Source organism: Paenibacillus sp. 1-8 (assembly GCF_056316205.1).
Genome location: NZ_CM149995.1, coordinates 5,081,017 through 5,101,506 on the forward strand (window position 1 = coordinate 5,081,017; position 20,490 = coordinate 5,101,506).

Annotated in this window: 19 protein-coding genes; 5 read left to right on the forward strand and 14 right to left on the reverse strand. The window is 50.0% G+C overall.

Annotation, left to right across the window (positions count from 1 at the left end; all coding sequences use genetic code 11):
- Positions 1-33: 33 nt before the first annotated feature.
- Together AC0WRU_RS23415 and AC0WRU_RS23420 are read right to left on the reverse strand one after the other, a co-directional pair.
- Positions 34-543 (reverse strand): MarR family winged helix-turn-helix transcriptional regulator, encoded by a 510-nt coding sequence (locus AC0WRU_RS23415; protein WP_476126508.1) that lies wholly within the window; start codon positions 541-543, stop codon positions 34-36.
- Positions 533-2,899, reverse strand: coding sequence for a helicase C-terminal domain-containing protein (locus AC0WRU_RS23420; RefSeq protein ID WP_476126509.1), 2,367 nt, complete (start codon positions 2,897-2,899; stop codon positions 533-535). The genes AC0WRU_RS23415 and AC0WRU_RS23420 overlap by 11 nt, the downstream gene beginning before the upstream one ends.
- Before the next feature lie 517 nt (positions 2,900-3,416).
- On the opposite strand from AC0WRU_RS23420, the gene AC0WRU_RS23425 reads away from it, so the two are divergent.
- Positions 3,417-3,596: a Spo0E family sporulation regulatory protein-aspartic acid phosphatase gene (locus tag AC0WRU_RS23425; protein WP_476126510.1), complete on the forward strand. Its 180-nt coding sequence runs from the start codon at positions 3,417-3,419 to the stop codon at positions 3,594-3,596.
- A 99-nt stretch (positions 3,597-3,695) separates the two neighbouring features.
- Here the strand turns inward: AC0WRU_RS23425 and cidR are convergent, their stop codons facing one another.
- On the reverse strand, positions 3,696-4,595 hold the full coding sequence (gene cidR, locus AC0WRU_RS23430) for a cidABC operon transcriptional activator CidR (RefSeq protein WP_476126511.1): 900 nt from the start codon (positions 4,593-4,595) through the stop codon (positions 3,696-3,698).
- A 131-nt stretch (positions 4,596-4,726) separates the two neighbouring features.
- Here cidR and AC0WRU_RS23435 point away from each other — a divergent pair, with 131 nt between their 5' ends.
- Complete coding sequence (locus tag AC0WRU_RS23435) at positions 4,727-5,098, forward strand: CidA/LrgA family protein (RefSeq protein ID WP_025683925.1); 372 nt, start codon at positions 4,727-4,729, stop codon at positions 5,096-5,098.
- Positions 5,095-5,772 carry a CidB/LrgB family autolysis modulator gene (locus AC0WRU_RS23440; RefSeq protein ID WP_476126512.1) on the forward strand — a complete coding sequence of 226 codons (678 nt, stop codon included), beginning with the start codon at positions 5,095-5,097 and terminating at the stop codon, positions 5,770-5,772. The genes AC0WRU_RS23435 and AC0WRU_RS23440 overlap by 4 nt, the downstream gene beginning before the upstream one ends.
- A gap of 99 nt (positions 5,773-5,871) precedes the next feature.
- Here AC0WRU_RS23440 and AC0WRU_RS23445 read toward each other — a convergent pair whose 3' ends face one another.
- From AC0WRU_RS23445 to AC0WRU_RS23455, 3 genes are all read right to left on the reverse strand, one after another.
- On the reverse strand, positions 5,872-7,575 hold the full coding sequence (locus AC0WRU_RS23445) for a glycerol-3-phosphate dehydrogenase/oxidase (RefSeq protein ID WP_476126513.1): 1,704 nt from the start codon (positions 7,573-7,575) through the stop codon (positions 5,872-5,874).
- Positions 7,576-7,751: 176 nt separating this feature from the next.
- The gene (locus AC0WRU_RS23450) at positions 7,752-8,309 is read right to left on the reverse strand and encodes a glycerol-3-phosphate responsive antiterminator (protein ID WP_476126514.1); all 558 of its coding nucleotides are present in this window, start codon (positions 8,307-8,309) and stop codon (positions 7,752-7,754) included.
- Between the two features lie 211 nt (positions 8,310-8,520).
- Entirely contained in the window at positions 8,521-9,474 is a 954-nt protein-coding gene (locus tag AC0WRU_RS23455) for an alpha/beta hydrolase (RefSeq protein WP_476126515.1), read from the reverse strand.
- A 256-nt stretch (positions 9,475-9,730) separates the two neighbouring features.
- On the opposite strand from AC0WRU_RS23455, the gene AC0WRU_RS23460 reads away from it, so the two are divergent.
- Positions 9,731-10,366 (forward strand): NAD(P)-dependent oxidoreductase, encoded by a 636-nt coding sequence (locus AC0WRU_RS23460; protein ID WP_044644324.1) that lies wholly within the window; start codon positions 9,731-9,733, stop codon positions 10,364-10,366.
- Positions 10,367-10,549: 183 nt separating this feature from the next.
- Here the strand turns inward: AC0WRU_RS23460 and AC0WRU_RS23465 are convergent, their stop codons facing one another.
- The 8 genes from AC0WRU_RS23465 to kduI form a co-directional block, all read right to left on the reverse strand.
- Positions 10,550-11,716, reverse strand: coding sequence for a cation:proton antiporter (locus AC0WRU_RS23465; RefSeq protein WP_476126516.1), 1,167 nt, complete (start codon positions 11,714-11,716; stop codon positions 10,550-10,552).
- A 273-nt stretch (positions 11,717-11,989) separates the two neighbouring features.
- The gene (locus AC0WRU_RS23470) at positions 11,990-12,577 is read right to left on the reverse strand and encodes a GNAT family N-acetyltransferase (RefSeq protein ID WP_476126517.1); all 588 of its coding nucleotides are present in this window, start codon (positions 12,575-12,577) and stop codon (positions 11,990-11,992) included.
- A 49-nt stretch (positions 12,578-12,626) separates the two neighbouring features.
- The gene (locus AC0WRU_RS23475; protein ID WP_476126518.1) at positions 12,627-13,991 is read right to left on the reverse strand and encodes an MFS transporter; all 1,365 of its coding nucleotides are present in this window, start codon (positions 13,989-13,991) and stop codon (positions 12,627-12,629) included.
- Positions 13,992-14,082: 91 nt separating this feature from the next.
- A complete protein-coding gene (locus tag AC0WRU_RS23480) occupies positions 14,083-15,234 on the reverse strand; it encodes a winged helix-turn-helix domain-containing protein (protein ID WP_476126519.1) in 1,152 nt (383 codons plus the stop codon).
- Positions 15,215-16,453: a CynX/NimT family MFS transporter gene (locus tag AC0WRU_RS23485; protein WP_476126521.1), complete on the reverse strand. Its 1,239-nt coding sequence runs from the start codon at positions 16,451-16,453 to the stop codon at positions 15,215-15,217. The genes AC0WRU_RS23480 and AC0WRU_RS23485 overlap by 20 nt, the downstream gene beginning before the upstream one ends.
- Before the next feature lie 247 nt (positions 16,454-16,700).
- Entirely contained in the window at positions 16,701-17,477 is a 777-nt protein-coding gene (kduD, locus tag AC0WRU_RS23490; protein WP_025683173.1) for a 2-dehydro-3-deoxy-D-gluconate 5-dehydrogenase KduD, read from the reverse strand.
- 50 nt (positions 17,478-17,527) lie between these two features.
- Positions 17,528-18,172 carry a bifunctional 2-keto-4-hydroxyglutarate aldolase/2-keto-3-deoxy-6-phosphogluconate aldolase gene (locus AC0WRU_RS23495; RefSeq protein ID WP_025683172.1) on the reverse strand — a complete coding sequence of 215 codons (645 nt, stop codon included), beginning with the start codon at positions 18,170-18,172 and terminating at the stop codon, positions 17,528-17,530.
- 79 nt (positions 18,173-18,251) lie between these two features.
- Positions 18,252-19,082 carry a 5-dehydro-4-deoxy-D-glucuronate isomerase gene (gene kduI, locus AC0WRU_RS23500; RefSeq protein ID WP_476126522.1) on the reverse strand — a complete coding sequence of 277 codons (831 nt, stop codon included), beginning with the start codon at positions 19,080-19,082 and terminating at the stop codon, positions 18,252-18,254.
- 339 nt (positions 19,083-19,421) lie between these two features.
- Here kduI and AC0WRU_RS23505 point away from each other — a divergent pair, with 339 nt between their 5' ends.
- Positions 19,422-20,378 (forward strand): sugar kinase, encoded by a 957-nt coding sequence (locus AC0WRU_RS23505; RefSeq protein ID WP_476126523.1) that lies wholly within the window; start codon positions 19,422-19,424, stop codon positions 20,376-20,378.
- Positions 20,379-20,490: the final 112 nt, after the last annotated feature.

Consider the following 20,490-nt stretch of genomic DNA (forward strand, 5'->3'; position numbering starts at 1 on the left):
GCCCCTCTATCCCTTATCCCTAAAATTAGGAACTCAGCTTTTCGGCAAGGACCGCTCAAAACCGCTTTTCATTTTCCTTAGCAAACCCTTCATCATCTCATGATCCTGAGTCGTAAACTCGGCCATACATGCCCGGATCAGCTTCGTATAATAAGGAACCACTGTTACCAGCAGCTCCCGTCCTGCCTCCTTTAGTCCGACCGTGACCATTCGTCCATCGCTCTCGTGAGCCACCCGTTCAATCATACCCTCCCGCTCCAGACCGTCGATTAGCCCCGTCATGGTTCCCCTCGTTACATCGGCCTTTTCTGCCAGCTCTGATGGTGTCATCCGGTGCGGCGTATGACAATGCAACAGGCTAAGTACGATAATCCGGCCCTGAGAGGCACCCAGCTTGGCCAAATCCGTATCCATTTCTCTGAAAATATCGTTAGCCAAACGCGCAAATGTCACAAAGGTCTCCATATTGTTTACTTCTGCTTCCTCTTGCCCAAAACTACGCAGTACCCCGCGTATAGAATCATTATGAAAATTAAAATTCATAGCCTGTCCATTCCTTCCCTGATCCCGCTTGTTCTGTCAAACGATATTTCTTCCATTCCTCCGGCAGCAAAGAAGCATACGGCTCCTTGGCAAACCGATCATCTACCAGTACCAGCAAGCCTTCATCATGCTCTGTGCGGATAAGCCTGCCCCCTGCCTGAAGAACCTTGTTCATCCCAGGATACACATACGCATAGTTGAATCCATTCCGTCCCTGTTCCGAAAAATAATCCCGCAGCACATCCCGTTCTGCGCCAATTTGCGGCAATCCGACACCAACCACTACGACTCCATTCAAACGATCACCCGGCAGATCAACTCCTTCGGCAAACACGCCCCCCAGTACGGCAAAGCCGAGCAGGGTACGCTCTTGCCCCGGCTGAAAAGCCTCCAGAAAGTGATCCCGCTCCGGTTCGGTCATGCCTGGATTTTGTACCAGCGTATCCGCCGACACGCCCCGGGCCATAAATTCCTCATACACCTCTCGCAGATACGGATAGGAAGGGAAATACACGAGCATATTCCCTTTACGCTCCTCAGCCAATCCCGCCAGCATATCTGCAATCGCCCCCTTCGAGCGTTCACGATCCCTATAACGAATAGAGAGCGGCAACAGGCGTACATCCCATTGCTCCTGATGAAAAGGGGAAGGAACCTGCAACGTGTAATCTTCTTCCCTCGCTCCCAGCATGTCCCGGTAATACGCAAGCGGCGTCAACGTCGCAGAAAAATAAATCACCGAGCGATAGCCCTTCACAGCCTGACCCAGCAAATGCGAAGGATCCAGGCAGAACAGCTTGACCCGCACTTCACTGCGTCCCGCCTCGATATAGGTAACGTAGCGTTCATCGTACAAAGCTGCAATCCGCAGCATATTTTGAGCGGCAAAATACGCATCCAACAGCAAGGTATGAGCCGCTCCTGAGCTGCTCGTACTACCAACGCCAGTTAACAGCTCACGTTCGGCTGCCTCTACAAAAGGTGCCAGCAGCTCCAGCACCTCATGCGGCGCCTCCGTATTCACTGCTTTTCCCGTATCCGCGTACAGCTTGCGCAACGCAATCATATGCGCGTTAACTGCACTAGCCGCCCCGGCAATCTCCGGGCTTAGCAGCTTGAACTCTTTTTTCAATTCCAAAAAAGACGATTTCAACATTTCCGCCGAAAACATATCTCGGCCGCGTTCCACCAGATTATGCGCTTCATCCACCAGCACAACACCTTTTCGCTTGTGCTCCTCCAAGAGTCTTTTCAAGGAAATACGCGGATCAAAGACATAATTATAGTCACTGATTATACCATCTGAGGCATACGCCACATCCAGTGAAAATTCAAAGGGACATACCCTGTGTTTGCGCGCATAATACTCGATCACCGCTCGGGTCATCAACGTCTCGTTCGCCAAAATATCGGACACCGCACCGTTGATCCGGTCGTAATATCCCTCGCACATGCTGCATGATCCGGCATCGCAATCATTTTCTTCCTTGAAGCAAATTTTATCCTTCGCCGTCAAGGTTACTACATGCATGTGCAGCCCTTGGGCCTGCATTTTGGCATACGCTTCTTCTGCTGCTGCGCGGGTCGTGGTGCGGGCAGTCACATAATACACACGGCTAGCCAGCCCTTCACCGATGGCCTTGATCGCAGGAAACAGGGTGGATACCGTTTTACCGATACCCGTAGGCGCTTTGGCAAACAGATTGACCCCTTCTGCAATCGTCTTGTACACCGAACCCGCCAGAGGCCGCTGGCCTGAACGATATGTGTCAAAGGGAAAGGCCAGTGTTGCAATGCTGGCATCCCGTTTCTCCGCATGCGCTCTTAACAGGAAAGCATACGGCGCATAACCCTCGACCATCCTCAGCGCAAAGGTCTCCAGCTCTGCAAAGGATAACTCTCGTCTGAACCGCCGAATTTCTCCGCTGTGTGCCTGTACATAAGTAAGCTGGGCCTGCATGGAATTGCGCTGCTCTTCGCGGGCAATCATATAGGCGTACAGAAACGCTTGTGCCCAATGCACAGGTTGACCATCCCCCGGTATATCTTCGAGAGGAATGGAGACCGATTTGATTTCATCAACCGTCCATATGCCGTCCAGCTCAATCAGTCCATCACAGCGGCCCTCAACGATAAATAGGGCATCCTCATATAGAATTTCTGTGCGCAGATGTACCTCTTTGCGGTCATGCTCCTTATAGCTTTTTTGGATAAGCTGATGCACGCGTGTTCCTTCCAGCATGCTGCTGTTCGAGCGGAAACCACCGTGAATGCTGCCGCTCCGATGCACATATTCCACAAGGGGTCGCACCGATATGTTAATTGGTTCCTTCATACGATCACCCGTTCCGGTCATAGTCCTTTCACTGTATCACGTAGACAGACGAAACGTAAGAGGCAAAAGGATTGTTTGTCATCTAACTGGTATTCACTCATGACCTCTTTTTTCCGAAATATAGAAATAGGGCTTTTAGCTTTCAGCAATTTTGCGTTATTAACGAGTTTCTTATTCTTTGGGAGCTTATTTTTCCGAAAATACGATGACAGGTGTATGGGTCCGTGGAGATATTATGGTCGACCTACGCCAGCCGAGCATCCTCATCCTCAAGCTATCATCTTTTTTGCCATCGTTCTGATACTCGGCGACTTGTTCACCTACTTCATGATACACCACATCAAAAAAACAGAATGAAGCTAAATGCTCAGGACGCAATCGGGTAGAAATAGCAAAACGATAATTATAAGTCGCTAAATGTCAGGAAAGCTGGATTATTGTTAATAAAAAGTGGTAAAATGGAAATAAGAATCGTATTAGAAAACCTTCTGCCGCTAGAGGAGACATGCCTTACAATCTACATGGGGGGGTGGGCTTTTTGAACCTCGAACAATTGGAAAAACTCATGGAAAAAGAACGCCGCGAACTAAATCGTATGGCAACCTTACATGGATTAAGGGATGAACGTGTATTGGACAAATCCTCTAGGCTTGACCGAATTATGGACAAGTATCTCCACACCAAGCGTGCGGTAAATGGTAGCAATCAGGCACATTAATAGAAGAAAGCTACACCGCTGCCCGTAAGGGCAGCTTTTTTTGTACATAGCGTCGTATCCCACTCCCATATCTGTACACGTTAACTTTCCGGTAGGACACTACTTTCTTCCGTACTGCGTCCGCAGTAGTTCCTGCGTAAACGTAATCCATTCTCTGGCGGCAAAGGACAGATACCGATCCTTTCGCCAGATCATCCCTAGATGCCAGGGAATGACGGGATCAACGAGTGTAATAACACGTAATCGTTCGGAATCAAGGTCACGGCAAATCGCTTCCGGCAGCAGCGCTATCCCCAAGTTCGCAGCAACCATTTCGCTGATCAGATCCCATTGTGAGCTTTCATAGACGACTCGCGGCTGGAAGCCAGCCCGGACACACTCTGCAATAATACGGTCATGCAATGTAAAATCCTCGCGGAACAGCACAAACGATTCCTCCGCCAGCGCTGCCAGCGGTACCTCTGTACGCTCTGCCAGTACATGCGTAGGGTGAACCAGCAAATTCAGCTTTTCCTCCACGAACAGAAACGTCTCGAATATGTCCCCACTCGGCGGCAACACAATTACGCCGATATCCAATGCACCCGCGCCTACGTCCTGCTCTACTTTTTTCGCCCCATCCTCAAATAGCTGAATGGTCACATCGGGATATGCCTTGTGAAATTCCCCAATGACACGCGGAAAAAAGCTCGATCCGACCATGGGGGGCAGACCGATACGGATGTGCCCTTTTTTCAGGTTCATCAAATCACTCAGCTCGGAGGACAAGCTCTGGAAGGATTTCACAATTGCTTGTGCCTGAAGCTCAATCACCTTCCCCGCGTCCGTCAGCTCGATTCTTTTGCCGATCCGGTCGAACAATGCGACGCCCAATTCATCCTCCAGACTTTTAATCGTTTTGCTGATCGTCGGCTGTGTAATAAACAGGCTCTGGGCCGCCTTCGTAAAGCTGCGCAAGCGCGCGACCTCCAAAAAATACTGCAAATGTCGAATATCCATCCTATCACCTCCTTCTATAGATAAACGGAATACATCACATTCTTTATATGCATTTTACTCATGAAAGCTTGTGATGTAAAATTTCATTACAGTTTGAAAATAACGAAACTCATAGATAGGAGCCATTATATATGAAAAGCTTCATACGCGGTGTCCTCCAGATCGCCGTCCTGATGGCCTTTTCGCTCATCCTGAACGCGATGGTCTCCTGGCTCCACCTGCCTGTACCTGGTAGCATTATCGGCATGCTGATTCTCTTTATTCTGCTGCAAACGGGCGTGATCCGCCTAAGCTGGATTGAGATCGGCGCAAACTGGCTGCTGGCCGAGCTGCTATTATTCTTTATTCCCTCCGCTGTCGGCGTTATGAATTATTGGCCGATGCTGGAGCACGATGGTATGAGCATTATGCTGGTCGTACTGCTCGGTACCTTTCTCGTGATGGCCTGCACGGGCATGATCGCCAGTCTGCTCGGCAAACGAAAGGAGCACAAATCCTCATGACCGGTCTTCTATGTATTGTATTGACGCTCGCTATTTACTGGATGGCCAAACGCATGTACCGTACACTGCCCAAGGTGTATTTGTCTCCACTACTCATTACACCGATCATTATTATTTTAATTTTGACGCTTTCGGGTATAAATTACCGTTCCTATAATTCGGGTGCCCATTTGCTCTCCATGCTGCTCCAACCAGCGACGATTGCATTTGCCGTCCCTTTATATCGATATTTCCCTGTGCTGAAAAAACATGCGACCCAAATCGTGCTTAGCGTGCTGTCCGGTTCAGTCGTAGCCGTAGTATCCTCCATGGTACTCGCCAAATGGATGCATCTGGATTCCTCACTGATGAGCAGCCTGATTCCTCGCTCCATTACGACACCGATTGCCATGAATGTTTCACAAACGATTGGCGGTAATCCGACAGTCACGGCTGTGTTCGTTATTTTGACCGGATTAAGCGGTCTCATTATCGGTCCGATGATCGTTAAGCTGTTCCGTATCGAAAATGAAGTTTCGCGCGGTGTACTGCTCGGTACCGGCGCTCATGGTACGGGTACTTCCAAAGCGTTCGAGTTCAGTTCGCTGACGGGCACTATTTCCAGCATCTCTATGGTGCTCGCCGCTCTCTTTACCTTGGCGGCTGCGCCGTTCCTGTTCCACTTGATGCTGTGAGTTCTTCATATACAAAACAAAGAACCTCCGTTCCACTAGCTAGTGGAACGGAGGTTCTTTGCCTATTTGGGAGCAAGGCCCCCTCATCTCTCGCTGCCATCAGATCGCTTTAACAGCGCCGGATTTCTCATCTGCCTCAACAGGCGTCACAGCTTCACATAAATAAGCGTCCAGCTCTGCCGCATATTGGCGCTCTTGCGCGGCGCTCCAGCCTGCATGCTCAGACATCAGCGCAATGACGGGCTGCTTCCAGCGCTTCACCCCGTCAATCTGAAAGAACAACGCCCCGGTGCGGCGTATGAAAAAATCAGACGGTGTCACCGTCATTTCCTGCTCCATGGCATACAGGAGCGGGACACGCACTTCCACGGGCAGCGCGGCTTCCGTCTCGCTGGCCTCCTTCATGCTGCGAGCCGCTATGGCAAACAGCCGCTCCGCATTGGAGCCGTATCGGGTGACCCACACCCTTGCGGTTTCTGGCGGCAACCCGAGCGCAGCACCCGCTACCGCTTGCCCGCTCACGAAGGCTTCCCAACCGGCGGAGCCGCCTACGCTGCCGCCCGAGATCGGGATGTGCCTAGTGCGGCATGCCCGGAAGCTCTGCCCATGCAAACGGCCCAGCTCCCGTACCGCGCGGTCTACAACCAGCTCGGACATTTTCCGGTAGCCTGTCAGCTTGCCGCCCGCAATCGTGATCAGGCCCGAGCGTGATTCCCAAATTTCATCCTTGCGTGAAATTTCCGAAGGGCTTTTGCCATCCTCATAAATGAGCGGCCGCACACCAGCCCAGCTCGATTCCACATCCTTGACGGACAGCTTCACCTCAGGGAACATGCCGTTGATCGCTTGAAGTACATAGGTCCGGTCTTCGGCAGTCATTCGGGGATGAGCTGTATCCCCTTCATATACCGTGTCGGTCGTACCTGCGTACGTTTTCCCGTCACGGGGAATGGCGAATACCATCCGTCCATCCGGTGTATCAAAATAAACGGCCTGTCTGAGCGGGAATCGCTTGGCATCGAACACCAGATGGACACCTTTGGTCAGGCGAAGCACCTTGCCTTCTTTGGACCGATCCATCTCCCGCAGCGTATCCACCCACGGTCCGGCGGCGTTAATAACCAGCGAAGCCCGGATTTCATGAGACTGCCCCGTTACCCGATCCGTTACGCTTGCGCCGCTGATTCGTCCGTCATCATACAGCAGCTTGTCGGCCTTAGCGTAGTTTACAGCCAGAGCCCCTCGCGCCACGGCCTCCTTCATGACCTCAATCGTCAGGCGAGCATCGTCCGTACGGTACTCCACATAGCTGCCGCTTCCCTTCAGTCCTTCCCGCTTCAACAAAGGCTCCCGTTCCAGCGTGGTCCGAATATTCAGCATCCGGCGGCGTTCGCTATGCTTAACCCCGGCGAGAAAATCATACACTAGCAGTCCGACAGAAGTGGTAAACGCGTTGAACGTGCCTCCCTTGTGAAATGGGAGCAGCATACGTTCCGGCGTGGTCACGTGCGGGCCGTTTTCGAATACAATCGCTCGCTCCTTCCCGACCTCGGCTACCATTTTAACCTCAAACTGCTTCAAATATCGAAGACCACCATGCACCAGCTTGGTAGAGCGACTGGACGTGCCTGCCGCAAAATCCTGCATCTCGACCAGAGCAGTCTTCAAGCCGCGATCCGCGGCATCCAGCGCAATTCCGGCTCCTGTAATGCCGCCGCCAATAATTAATATATCAAAATGCTCACGCTCCATACGTTCCAAAACAGCCGTTCTCTCCTGCGCAGCAAATGCAAGTTTTCCCATGGTCTATCCCTCCATCTCTATGTTCACTCGCCGACCCCATCATCAAAATACAAAAAAAGACCACGAGCATCGCTACGGCATATGCCGAGCGGTTCATGGTCTCTCCAAGTCTCCTGACGGGTATTAACTTATCTATATCGTAGCACACACCGTACGCTGTGAAAAGGGGTTATTGGCTATTGCTTATAATGCTCAAAAAGCTGTTTGTTGGAGGTCGTTACCGCTGTAGCTCCAGCAGCGAGAGCCGCCTCTACATCCTCCGGGGTACGAATTAGCCCTCCTGCCAAGATGGAAATACCCGTGCGTTCACTGACCTCTGTAATCATGGGGGGAACAATGCCGGGTAGCACCTCAATGTAATCGGGTCGCGTTTTTTCCACCAGCGCGTAGCTTTTTTCCAGCGCAATCGTATCTAGCATAAATACCCGTTGCACAGCGAGAATACCCTTCTTTTTGGCGGTCGCAATCACACCGGATCGGGTCGAAATAATACCGAATGGCTTAATCTCCTGACACAAATATTCAGCGGCATATTCATCATTCTTCAAGCCCTGTACCAGATCGGCATGAAGAAGCATCTGCTTGTTGCGGCTCCGTGCCAACTGATACAGGCTGCGTAGCTGTGCTACATGCGTATCCAGAAAAACTGCATACTCATAGGAGCTGTCCAAAATATCCTCCAGCTGTTTCATATGCTTAGCCGCAGGCAAAATGCGTTGTCCCTGAAATGGCATGGATATCCCCCTTAAATCCCTAGGCTAAAATGTCGGTCAAATCTTTCAAATTTTATATTATCACTCTGTTCAACGAACGTGAAGCGGTTTCATTTTAGGCATATATAAAAAGCTGTCCTCCCGAAAGTAAATTCTTCGGGAAAACAGCCTCAGTCCTTAACAGAAATAGACCACATCATATGTCAGTGCCTTTGAAAAGCTTTATATTGCACTAACCCTCAAACCCTTGGCGTAGCCATGAGGTAGCCAGCGCAATCGCCCCGCGCTTGGCTGCGGTTTCCGATAACGGGTTCAGCATCACGAAGTCGTGAATGATTCCCTGAAAGCGGGCTGCGGTCACATCCACCCCGGCCTCACGCAGCTTGTTCGCGTAAGCTTCCCCTTCATCCCGCAGCACGTCAGCCTCGCCTGTGATGACCAATGCGGGCGGCAGCCCCTTGAGCTGTTCTGTCGTTGCTCGCAGCGGAGATGCCGTAATCTGTGCCCGTTCATTGGGATCTGTCGTGTATTGATCCCAGAACCATTGCATCCCTTCTCGGCTCAGGAAATACCCTGTGGCGAATTCATGATACGATTCCGTGTCAAAAGAAGCGTCTGTCACCGGATAGAACAACAACTGCTGTCGGATAGCAGGGCCGCTGCGTTCCTTGGCAAGCAGCGTTACGGCTGCGGTCATGTTACCGCCGACGCTGTCTCCAGCTACCGTCAGCGTATCAGGCTTTAGCCCATGCTCGCGTCCATGCTGAGCCACCCACTGAATGACCGCGTAAATTTCCTCAATTGCCGTCGGATATTTGGCTTCAGGTGACAAGCTGTATTCCGGGAATACAACCGCTGCGTGCGCACCCACGGCCAGTTCACGGATCAGACGATCATGCGTATGGGCATTACCGAATACCCATCCTGCCCCGTGGACGTATACAATAACCGGGAGGTTCCCTGTCACCTGTTGCGGACGAACAATCCGGACCTTGACCTCCCCGCTTGGGCCGCCGGAAATAGACAAGTCTTCCACGTCTGCGGCAGGCTTGTCTGCCAGACCGGATTGGACCTCATTGACCGTTTCACGTCCCTTTTCAGGGCCCAAATCGTACAGAAACGGAGGATTAGCGTTATTGTCTGCGAACTTCTGCGCTGCGGGTTCAAGCTGTACCTTTTTACTCATATCGGTTCACTCTTCCTTTCCTGTCTGCTGTTTTTATCTATCCAAAGTTGCTTATTTAGGCTCATTCAGCTTCACCTTATATACTTAAACGAGATCAATTCTTTTTAATCTCATGGCTTTAGGATGCCCAACACAAGGGCTTGACTTTCATTATATTTTGTAACTATAATAGTTACATATTAGAGTTCGTGAATGAATAGGGCAAACCCATAATCAAACTAGTAATCTAAATAACATTTACAGGAGATTATTCATTATGAAAATTGCAGTTATTGGTGCAGGTGGTAAAGCAGGAGGCAACATTGTTAAAGAGGCATTGGACAGAGGGCATGAGGTAACGGCGATCGTTCGCGACTCTGCCAAAGTAACAGACAGCCGTGCGACTGTGGTACAAAAAGACGTTTTCGATCTGAAAACAGACGATCTGAAAGGCTTTGACGTTGTCGTTAACGCTTTTGCCGCTCCACTCGGTCAAGAGCATCTGCATGTAGATGCAGGTAACGTTCTGATTGAAGCATTGCGTAATGTGTCCGGTACTCGCCTGATTGTTGTGGGCGGCGCAGGCAGCCTGTTCACAGATGAGTCCCAAACCTTGTTGGTAAAAGACACTCCTGGTTTCCCGGATTTCGTATACCCAACGGCTAATAATCAAGGAAAGAACCTGGAAATTTTGCGTGGAACCAGCGATCTGAACTGGACTTTCATTAGTCCTTCCGCTGAATTTGCTCTCGGCAAACGCACCGGCTCTTATAAAATAGGCAAAGATGTGCTGCAAGTTAATTCCAAAGGCGCAAGCTATGTCAGCTATGAAGATTATGCGGTGGCTGTAATTGACGAAATCGAGAAACCACAGCATCTGAACCAACGCTTCACCGTGGTATCCGAGTCCTAATTCCTGCACTTAATCCGACATATACGTATGATAAAAAAGACCCTTCGGTCATGTCCCATATGTCATGGAAAGTCCGGTTTTGCTACAAATCGGACTTTCCATACACACTGTGAGAATATGAACCCACAGGGTCTTTTAGGTATAACTTGAGGATGCTGTCAATGCTGTCAATGCTGTCAGTCCTCAGCTCTCTTCTTCTGCACGGCCGGGAGACTTCTTATCGCTAAAGCATAGCTTGAGGATCGGAGGTGCAGCCAAAGTCGTCAGAATGACAACAATAATGACGGATGTAAAATATTGCTGTGCCAGCAGACCCGTTTGCAGCCCGGTAGCTGCGATAATGAGCGCGACTTCGCCGCGAGATATCATACCGGAGCCAATCGCGAGCGAAGAACGGTTATTAAAGCCTGTCAAACGTGCCCCGATTCCGCCACCGATCAACTTCGTAACCATTGCAACCAGTGTCAAAGCAACGACAAATCCGATCTGCTGCCCTACTCCTTCGAAAGAAACATTTAATCCAATGCTGACAAAAAACACAGGGACAAAGATGGAATAAGCGATAGGCTCCACTTTTTCTTCTACGACATGCTTAAAGCTCGTTTGCGAAATGGCAATCCCGGCAGCAAAGGCTCCGATAATGCCCGCCATACCCAACATATCTGCAAAATACGCAAACCCGAAGCAGATGATCAAAGCAGCGGTAATGGTAGCCTCTGTCACCTTAAGCGGTGCAAGTATTTTCATGATCCAGGGAACCACAAACCAACCTCCGAATATAGCGACGACAAAGAAAAGAAGCTTTTTGCCGACGAGAAGCCCCAGAGATGTTCCCCCTCCTACCCCGAATATACTCATCATCACTGCAAGCAGCACTACCACCAGCACATCATCTAGCACTGCCGCACCCAAAATCGTCGAGCCTTCCCGGGTGTTAAGCTTGTTCATATCCTTTAGCACCTGCACCGTAATGCTGACGGAAGTGGCGCTCAGAACAACACCGAGAAACCATCCTTCATGCACCGAAAATCCAAAGGCTTCCCCGACTCCAAAACCGCAGATCAACGGAAGAATAATCCCCCCAACTGCTACCGCTACCGCAGGTTTCCAGTTACGACGAAGCTGATCCAGATCCGTCTCCAGCCCGGCAATGAACATCAGCAGCAGCACTCCGATTTCAGACATATCATGAATAAGTGTATTGTCCTGAACCCACCCCAATACCGCCGGCCCCAGTACAATACCGGCAATCAGCTTCCCTAGCACCGAAGGCTGACCAAGTCTGACCGACAGATCACCAGCCACTTTAGTAAACAGCAGAATCAGCAAAAGATACAATATAAATTGCATGGCTCATATACCTCCTCAATCATCAAATGGTAGACATCTAATATTGATAAAATGCTACAACTTTGCGCAAAATATGTGTCTGACGTGCCCTGAACACAACAAAAGAAGGAACCTGTAACTACAGATCCCCTTAAAAAAGACAAAGAGGAGCCTTGGTGACAGGCTCCTCCGGTAATTCATTGTCATTTTATGTTGTCGTTCAGTAACCTACATAAGTTCGCGCATATATACCTTTATTATACCTTTTTCCTAAACCGCTGTAAACATTTTGAATCAGTTCTCTGCTTTTTCTACATAGCGGACACGGTATTCAGAGGACAGCATACTCATCAGAATGGAGTCATGGTATTGATGATTATAAAATAAAGCATCCCGTTGCACGCCTTCACGTTGGAAGCCTATTTTTTCATAGCAACGGATGGCCCGTTCATTAAAATCATACACGTTCAACTCAATTCGATGCAGATTACAGATACCGAATCCGTAATCCAGCATTAGCACAAGCGCCTCAGTGCCGTAGCCTTTTCCCTGATTCTCCTGTTCATTAATGGCAATGCGGATGTTGGCACTGCGGTTCAGGCTGTCCATATCCTGAAGAGCAATGTCACCGATAATACGATCATCTTCCTGAAGGGCAATCAGCAGCAGCAGGCTGGAGGTATCCTGCCCCTTAGCCTCGATATAACGTGCAATTTGATCCTTGGTAAAGCTGCGCTGCGTACCCGTCATCCTCCTCACGTCCTGATCAAACAACGTATTATAGTACAGTTCGGTGTCCTCCACCTGAATGGGCCGCAAGTACACCCGCGATCCTTCAAGTAGTCGTGCCACAGACGTTGTGGACAAAGATTTTTGAGTCATAATCATCCTCCTATTCTAAAAATGTTCAGTTATGAAATTTGGAAACAAACTACTGTGCAGGGTCGGCATTTTTCACAGCAGAATTATTGAAATCAGCAGGTGACTGGCGCCAAATGACGGATTGAAGCATGAGTCCGACTAAACCCAAAGCCCCAATCGTCACCCCAATCCAAACAAAGGTAGTTCCTGCTCCGGCTATGCGAATCATTACACCCCCGATAAGCGGTGAGACGATCATAATCGCTCCAATCACAGTACTTTGGATACCGAAGACGCGCCCCACCATATCGGCCGGAGTTCCGGCTTGTAATATGTAATTCTGGGTGATGATGTACAGGCCGTTGCCCACGCCTAGCATGGCCCCAATCATAAGCAGTACGGGTAATCCTGTCCCCGGTTGCGCCCAGCCTAAAGCGGCAATAGCTCCACCAACCAGTACATTACCTCCACCAAGCCCCCAGCCTGCGCTTATGCGATTCAAGCGATTAAGCACAAGCATGCAGCCGACGGCGCCAGCCCCTATGGATGAAACCAGCCAGCCAAGCAGCGATTCGTTACCCGGAGCGAGCACTCGCAGCAGTGTAGGAAACTGATAGTCAATCATGAGAATGGCGGTCAAGCCGAAAAGTCCGAATATGAGCGTATGCAAAAGCATTCGACTGCGCCAGAGGAACGCCCAGCCCTCGCGCCATTGGCTGAAAAAACGGGACGCGCCGACGCGCTCCTTCCGATGCTCGGCTTCCTCAACCTCAGCCTCGCTTGGCGAATCCGGCTTTCCTTGCAGCACAGCAATAGTCGCTTGCTGCTCTATGCTGACGAGGGCGGGGCCGATTCCGCGCAGCGGCCACAGCACCAAACCGGAGCACAGGCGCAGCAGTGCATTAAGAATAATGCAGGCTTGGGGCGACAGCACAGTCAAGGTCATGGCGCCCAATAATGGCCCTGCCACTTTAGAAGCCTGATTGACCAGCCCATTCAGCGAGGTCGCCCGAAACAGGTCGCCGCTGGCGACTACAGTGCGAGTCAAGCCCTGCTGTGATGGCATTTGGAATACGCCAGCCGCCGCACGCAGACCCAGCAGAGGCAACAACCACGCTGGCCCCGGAACTGCGAGAATCGCCAACGTCAGCAAGGCAATAGCTACATCGCAGCCGATCATCAGCCGGGCCTTATGCACCCGGTCGGCTAACGTACCTGCGATAGAGCCGAGCAGCAGACCCGGTAGCGCCATCACTACCGGAATCAGCGCAATTAGCATGGGATCGGCTTCCCAGCGGTAAGCGACGAGCACCTGAATAGCGATGGCATCAAACCAATCGCCAAAGGAAGCAGCCGTGTGCGCCGCAAACATCCGCCGAAAACGGCCGTTGCGCCAAATGCTAGACGTGGATTCTGATTCTTTCTTTTCCTTCATTTCTATTCACCCTGCTCTCATTTTCTGCATTAGTAGCAATAAGAACATTCTAGCGGGCCTATATCAGAGGAAAATCAGACAGCGAAAAACATCAGACCGCAGAAAGTGTTTGCTCCAACCAAAGCCCCAGCGTCGCACCATGTAACGTTAAGCCATTATCCCGATCAAGCCGTTCATATTGAGCCGTATATTTCTTTTCCAATGAAGGAAAGCCACCATAACGCTTCAAAAAACCACAGATTTGACAGACCGCCTTGATTTTAAGCAATTCCTGCTTAGCCATATCAAGCGTGTCCAGCCCCTCATCCAGTAGCCGCTCGGCCTCGTTCACTCCCCCGGTAAGCAATAGCATGAATCCCCGCATCATCCGATAACGTCCCAGCTCCCGCAAATATGGAGCCTCATATAGCATCCCTTTCAATCGAACGGATAGTACCCTAGCCTCCTCCATACGGTTGGCGGTCAGATGCATGTACATCTCCATCAGTGCAACAGGCATCACAAATTTGTCCAGCTCATCCCGCTCCATCACTGCAAAAGCCAGCGGAAGTCTCTCCAATGCGCGTTCAGGTTGTCCATTCTCCACATAAGCCTCCAGGATGTTGAGAATACGTAATTCCCGCTCCTGCTCGGCAGATAGTAATCCACTGGAAAGCGCCTGCTCACATAGAGCAAGCTTCTGATCTGTTACCCCTGCTGTACCCATATATAGCAGTAACATCCAGTACAATCGATCTTTAGGAGCAAAGTCCTCCCGTTCCAAAAACCACAATATATCGGCCTGCACAAACCGGGTATACATCTGATAAAAAGGAGACAATTCGAATCCCATCTGCTCCTGCTGAGCAGCCAGCGCCACGATGGAATTGCCCTGTCCGAGCAATTGGTATTTCCGTAACAGTCCGTGGACAGCGTCTTGTACCTCCTGATCGCGCAGGGACGGATGATTCTGTCGTTGCACGCCAGTAAGGGTCAGGCTGTAACCATACCCCCGGACCGTATGAATACGGAGCACATTCCATGACTTAAGTTTTTTGCGCAATCTATAGATATGATCGTCCACCGTGCGCTCCACCGGATATTCCAGCGGCCACACACGATCCAGCAGTTGTTCCCGGGTAAATACCTGATTGCAGTTATCGTATAGAAAGCGCAACAGTGCAAACTCTTTAGCCAACAACATAACACGATCTGCACTACAGATTACACTGTAACCGTCTGCATCAAATTGCAGCCTGATCATCCACCTCGCCTCCGACATATCGTTTCTTCGCCGCTCCCAGCCCTATAAACAGAAGCAATACGCTCAGGCACAAAAGCAGCAGTAGCGGAATGGTCCAGCCCTGTGTAGCATCATGCAAATAGCCAAATATCGTCGGCCCTGTCGCCGCCAGCAAGTAACCAAAGGACTGGGCCATACCCGACAACTCCGCCGCCTGCTGCGGTGTCCGCGTCCGCAAATTAAAGAACATCATCACGAGCGGAAAAGCAAAACCACCCGCTATACCCATACAAATCACCCAAATCACACTCCACTGTGTAGCCCCGAGCAGAAATCCACCCAAACCGATAAAATACAGCGCAGCCATAATCAGAACCAATATTCGCTGATCTTTCACCCGTGCAGCCCAAATAGGTACAATAAAAGTAAACGGCATTTGCGAGAACATCATAACGGACAGCATCCATCCCGCAGTCTCCGAATCCATTCCCTGTCCGACCATCATCTCGGGAAACCATGCGGCAGGGACGTAGAACAGGGCAGATTGCAACCCCATAAACAACGTCACCTTCCAGGCCAAAGACGATTTATACACACTCACAGTTCGGGCGGACACTGCCGCTTTATTGACTGTTTTTCGCGCCTTGAGAAGCTGGGGCACCCACAGTAGAATACCTACCACACCCACAATACTCCATATTCCCAAAGAACCGCGCCAGCCCAAACCTCCGTTTAGAGCCAAAGGTACGCTCAATCCGGATGCCGTTGCAGCAACCACATTCATGGATACTGAATACACTCCGGTCATCAGTCCGCTGTTATGGGGGAACTCTTCCTTGATCAGACTGGGCAGCAAAACATTACACACCGCTATAGCCAGTCCCAGCATGGCTGTCCCGGTAAATAAGGCAGTCACTCCCAACGTGGAGCGCACCACAATACCTGCGGTCAACAGCAGCAAGGCTGCAAAAATAATAAGAGTCGACCCGAAGCGGCGCGACAGTTTGGCTACAAATGGCGACAACAGGGCAAAAGCCAGCAACGGCAATGTCGTTAATAGGCCACTCAGTGTATTCGAAATATGCAAAGAATCCTTAATCAAACCGATAAGGGGTCCTACCGAGGTAATCGAGGCACGCAGATTGGCACCTACCAAAATGATCCCTACGGCAAGCACCCAAGGACCGACATGCCACAAAGATTTGTATACCAAAGCTCGTTGGTGTTGCTGTGAACTCATCTCTCCATTCTCCAATCCATCTGTGTTATGCTCAAAGGCTCCAACCAAGTGTACGGCTGGAGCCTGAGCAATTTCTATCTCATTAAATTATAATGGCATTTATGTCATATGCATAGGACGGATCGACACAACGCTCCAAACCTTCAAATTCAGCGCACAGCTTCATCGAACAAATAAAAGCTGCCTGAAAGGATGGTTTCCTTTTGAGGCAGCTTTCAGTTCATGACTTAGATGTGACCAGCGCTGCTTAACGTACCAGCCAGCCGCCATCCACCGCCAAGATATGACCGTTCATGTAGTCGGAACCCTGACTGGCGAGGAAAACAACAACCCCCATCAGATCAGACGGATCGCCCCAACGACCAGCAGGAATACGCGACAAGATTTCTTGATTGCGACTTTCATCCGCACGGATTGGAGCCGTGTTTGCCGTAGCAATATAACCAGGCGCAATCGCATTAATCTGAACGTTATGAACCGCCAGCTCGTTCGCAAATGCCTTGGTTAAACCAGCTACCGCATGCTTGCTCGCTGTATACGGCGGAACGAACTTGCCACCCTGAAAAGCAAGCATAGAAGCGACATTGATAATCTTCCCGCTTTTTTGCTCTACCATCACCTTTGCCACTTCCTGGCTCAGATGATATACGGCATTCAGGTTGATTTCCATGACAGCGTCCCAATCCTCATCTTTATACTCCAGCAGAGGAGCGCGACGGATCGTACCCGCATTGTTCACAAGGATATCAATTTTACCGAATGCTTTGACGCATTCTTCTACAATCTTTGTAATGGATTCTCTTTCCGTCAGATCGGCCTGATGAAAGACAACCTTCACACCTGTAGGTTCCAGCAAACGTCTGGTTTCTTCATATTCATCATTGTTAGCTACAATGAACAGGTCTGCACCCGCTTTAGCCAAAGCTACGGAATACCCTTGACCCAAACCACTGTTGCCTCCTGTTACAATTGCCGTTTTACCCTTTAGACTGAAAAAATCCAATGAAAAATTGTCCAGACCCATGCCTACGCCTCCATCATATTTTAGTTTAAGATATATTCCTCTAATGAATCCTACAGCGCTGCACGAACTTCCTTATATTTAGCTACATAACGCGCTGCATTTTCTGTGATCAAGTCGTAGCGGCCTTCCTTGGCTGGAGCCGTCAAATTGCCCCCAATTCCCACGGCCACACATCCGTTGCGCAGCCAGGTTTCCATATTATCCAGATCAACGCCACCGGTTGGCATAATCTGCACATGAGGCATTGGACCTCTGACCGCCTTAACAAAGTCCGCCCCCATCGCACTGCCTGGGAACAACTTCACGACATCGCTACCCAATTTCATGGCTTCCTTGATCTCATTCAGCGTCATACAGCCGGGCATATAAGGAATCGCGTACAAATTGCATAGCTTCGCCGTTTCTTCTTCAAAAGAAGGACTCACGACAAACTCTGCTCCGGCCAGAATAGCAATTCTCGCCGTCAGTGACTCCAGTACCGTTCCTGCACCAATCACTGCCCGATCTTTAAATTCGTCTCTCAATCTTCGAATGACCTGATCCGCATCCGGCGTGGTAAACGTAAGCTCAATATTATCCAAGCCGCCTTCAATGCAGGCTTTAGACATTAGATACGCTTCCTCCGCCGTGTTTCCCCGAATGACTGCGACGACACCTACCGAAGTGATATGCTCCAAAACTTTCTTTTTCGTCATGTTCCTGATCCTTTCCACGAATGGGATGACCATGTACCCTCAGCCGCTTGCAGGTCTACGCTCCAATGCACTGATCGGATTAACGCAACTCGCTCATGGCTACCTGATCCATGTCTTTGTATGTTTTATTTTCACCGGCCATGCCCCAAATGAAGGTATAGCTGCCAGTAGCCGCACCGCAGTGGATAGACCAAGGTGGAGAAATAACGGCTTCATCATTCTTCATCACCAGATGGCGCGTTTCGTTCGGCTCACCCATCAGGTGGAACATTCTCGCATTCTCATTCAGTTCAAAGTAGAAATACACTTCCATACGACGGTCATGAACATGTGTCGGCATCGAGTTCCACACACTGCCGTTTTCCAACGTCGTCATACCCATAACCAATTGGCAGCTTTGAATGCCCTCATCATGGATAAAGCGACGCAACGTACGGTTGTTGGCTGTTTCCTGCGAACCCAGACTTTCAGACGGTACATCGGCAAAAGACTGCTTCGTCGTCGGATACGTGGTATGAGCCAAGGCTGAAACGATATAAAATTTTGCAGGCTTCGAGCTGGAATCGCTTTCAAAGATCAACTCCTTGCCCCCTCTGCCTACGTAGAGACAGTCCTTCGTGTTCAGCTCATAGGTTTCACCGTCAACTTTTACAGTACCGCTACCGCCGACATTAAAAATACCCAGCTCGCGGCGCTCCAAAAAGGTTTCCGCCTTGATTTGATCGCTGCCTTCCAGCGCAACGGATTTATTCACGGGATAAATGCCCCCGATAATGACACGATCTTCATGCGTATAGACCAGCTTTACCTCCTCAGGCACAAACAGCTCCTGTATCAAATAGTGCTGACGCAACTCTTCAGTCGTAAAATGCTTGGCATGTTCGGGATGAGTTGAATAACGCATTTCCATAAAAACATTCCTCCTGTTTAGATAAACTTTTTTATCAACGGATTGTTATAAAAGCGGTTTCTAACTCTACTTCTTAGCTAGAATTGTAATTATTATCTAAGAGGGTGTCAACCCAAATCTTCACTATTCCTTGAAAAATCCTTAATATTCACGAACTTTTACACTCTTTTTACCTTTTGATAAACAAAATCATATTTTTTTATCTACATTATCCAAAAATTTTTTAACAAATATATCAACTTCCTCATTGTGAAAAACCGATTTATGTGATAATTTCAATTTATTCAGTTGGTGCATGCGCTTACAGATTTAGTTTACTAAACAAAGGGGGAATTTAGAATGACCGCAACATTGGATGCTGTTACCTTCGGAGAACCGATGGCCATGTTTTATGCCAATGAGGCAGGCTCTCTGGATGAGGTGCGTTCGTTCACCAAAGCGCTGGCCGGGGCGGAGACAAATGTTTCGGCCGGTTTGGCGCGGTTGGGACTGCGGGCGGGACTCGTGACCAAATTAGGCGAGGATGCATTCGGCAGGTTCATTGCCGGGGCGCTGCGTCAAGAGGGGATCGACACCCAGAACGTCATGTTTACCAAAAACCACTCTACCGGGATGCTGATTAAATCCAAAGTCATAAGCGGAGACCCGGAGGTCGAATATTTTCGCAGACACTCTGCCGCTTCCACATTAAGCATCGCCGATTTTAACGAGGCATACTTTGCCGGGGCACGCCATCTGCACTTTACAGGTATTTCTGTCGCCCTTTCTCCTGAGTGTCGTGACTTCGCCCGACATGCGCGGCAGTTTATGAAAAAGGCAGGGAAAACCGTATCCTTTGATCCGAACCTCAGACCCAAGTTATGGCCTGATACGCAAACGATGGTGGAGGCGATTAACGAGGCATCTGAGGGTTGCGACTGGCTTCTGCCGGGCATTCATGAAGGTAAAATATTGACAGGCTACACCTCACCAGAGGATATCGCTTCCTTCTACCTTGACCGTGGTACTTCGCTGGTCATCATCAAGCTGGGAACGGAAGGCGCGTATTATAAATCCGCCGATGCAGAAGGATATGTCAAACGCTTCCGCGTGGAGCATGTCGTCGATACCGTTGGGGCGGGCGACGGCTTTGCCGCAGGCGTCATCAGCGCGCTGCTGGAGGGCTTGCCCCTGGCAGAAGCGGTCAAACGCGGCAACGCCCTTGGCGCACTGGCGGTCATGTCAGCCGGAGATATGGACGGCTATCCGACACGAGCTGAGCTGGAGTCTTTTTTACTCAGCGCCAGCACGAATTAGGCAGGGTTTATTCCCCTGCCTTTTCCTATATTGCTGATTCCACATGCCCTGCAAGGTGAATCAGGAATCTTCGAAGATAACTCAAATAGCCCGTATTCACTTATGCACAGCC